The sequence below is a fragment of the Acidovorax cavernicola genome (assembly GCF_003581445.1).
On the sequence record NZ_QXMN01000152.1, the window covers coordinates 1 to 2,165 of the forward strand.

Here is a 2,165-nt window from a genome sequence, read left to right on the forward strand (position 1 = left end):
GTGGATCTGCACACGCCCGATTACGCGCAGTTGAGCGCTTCGATCCAGCTGGCACACAGCAAGGTCAGCGATCTGGAGCAGGTTGGCGAAGTGCTCAAGAAGGCGCTGGCCAGCGAAGGCCCATATCTGATCGAGATCGACATGCCCGCCATCGGTACCTTCAAGACCGTCTTCGCCGGCCCGCCCACCAAGGTGGTGGCTTGATTTTGCCAAGCAATCTGGCGGAAGGAAACGTATGAGTCTGCTCTATACAGATAGCAAAGAACTGCTGCCCTTGTTCATTGCCGGCGAACGCCGCCTGGGCCGCGGCGACGAATCCCAGACGACTTACCCCGCGACCGGCGAAGTCGTCGGGCGCCTGCGCACTCCCAGTCTGGAGGATGTGAATGAGGCCATCGAGGCGGCAGACCATGCCTTCCGCCACAGTGGCTGGGCACAGCGCAAGCCCCATGAACGTGCCGCCATGCTCCATCGCGTGGCGCAACTGATCCGTGAGCGTGCCGAGCCTCTGGCCCAGCGTCAGCGTCAGGACAACGGCAAGCCCATCAGCGAAACCCGCGCCCTGGTGGCCAGTGCGGCCAGCACCTTCCAGTTCTTTGCCGCAGCCTGCGAGACCATGGAGGAAACCTTGACGCCATCGCGCGGTGATTTCTTCACCATGAGCGTGCATGAGCCCATGGGCGTGGTGGCGGCGATTACGCCCTGGAACTCGCCTATCGCGAGCGAGGCGCAAAAGCTGGCCCCCGCGCTGGCTGCCGGCTGCTCCGTGGTTGTCAAGCCCGCCGAAGTGACGCCGCTGATGGCGCTGGAGCTGGCCGCCATCTGCGAGGAAGCCGGCCTGCCCAAGGGCATGATCAGCGTGCTGCCGGGTCGTGGCTCGGTCATGGGCGACGCGATCACGCGTCACCCGCTGGTCAAGCGGGTGTCTTTCACCGGCGGCACCAGCACCGGCAAGCATATTGCACGCATTGCGGCTGACAAGATGATGCCCGTCTCCATGGAGCTGGGCGGCAAGTCCGCCACCATGGTGCTGGCGGATGCCAACCTGGACCATGCCGTCAACGGCGTGCTCTACGGCATCTTCAGCTCCTCGGGCGAATCCTGCATCGCTGGCTCGCGTCTGTTCGTCGCGCGCCAGCACTATGCCGAATTCATGGAGCGTCTGGCTGCCAAGGCGGCAGCGCTGCGTGTGGGTGATCCCTGCGACGAGCGCACGCAGATGGGCCCGCTGATCACCGCCAAGCACCGCGACAGCATTGAGCAATATGTGGCCAAGGGCCTGGCCGAAGGCGGTCAGTTGCGCATCGGCGGCAAGCGTCCCGATGGCCCGCTGTTTGAGCGCGGCAATTACTACCTGCCAACCATCATCGAAGGTCTGAACAACCGCGCCACGATTGCCCAGGAGGAAATCTTCGGGCCGGTGCTGGTGGCCATGCCTTTTGATGATGAGGATGATTTGCTGGCCCAGGCCAACGACAGCGTCTATGCGCTGGCCGCCGGCATCTGGACGGGCGACTACAAGAAGGCCTGGCGCATCGGCCGTGCGGTGCAGGCTGGCACCGTGTGGATCAATACCTACAAGCAGTTCTCGATTTCCACACCGTTTGGTGGCTGGAATGACAGCGGCCTGGGCCGGGAAAAGGGCCGCCTGGGCATTCAGCAATACATGGAGCAGAAAGCCATGTACTGGGGTCTCAATGATCAGCCACTGCCCTGGGCTGGCTGAAAGGATTTGCCATGAGCGTATTGGGTATTGATGAAATCACCTACGGTGCCGACGATCTGAGCAGTTGCCGCCGCTTCTTCCTCGACTGGGGTCTGACACTGGTGCAAGAGCAGGCGGATCGCCTGGTGTTCGAGTGCCTCAACGGCTGCCGCGTCATCGTGGTCGACAGCCAATGCAGCGACCTTCCTGCCGCCATTGAGGACGGCCCCACATTGCGCGAGGTGGTCTGGGGCGCGCAAAGCGAGGCCGATGTGCAGCGCTTTGCACAAAGCGTGCGCGATCTTCCGGGTTTCGTGCAGCTGGCGGGAGAGCAGGGCGGCCGCGTGGGTTGTACCGACCCCAACGGCATGGCGGTGCGCCTGCAGGTCACGCGCAAGCGCGACATAGAGATCAAGGACGCTGAATACAACACCTGGAATCGCAAGGGCCGCATCAACGA

2 protein-coding genes and 1 pseudogene are annotated in these 2,165 nt (G+C 63.1%); all 3 read left to right on the forward strand.

Features of this window, described 5'->3' with window-relative positions; genetic code table 11:
• Nucleotides 1-204: pseudogene (locus tag D3H34_RS34395) on the forward strand (thiamine pyrophosphate-binding protein); the annotation flags it as partial.
• 31 nt (nt 205-235) lie between these two features.
• Nucleotides 236-1,726, forward strand: a complete 1,491-nt coding sequence (locus D3H34_RS31885; protein WP_119558790.1) for an aldehyde dehydrogenase — start codon at nt 236-238, stop codon at nt 1,724-1,726.
• Nucleotides 1,727-1,737: 11 nt separating this feature from the next.
• Nucleotides 1,738-2,165 (forward strand): VOC family protein (locus tag D3H34_RS31890; RefSeq protein ID WP_491047156.1); only part of this gene is annotated, 428 nt, incomplete at its 3' end.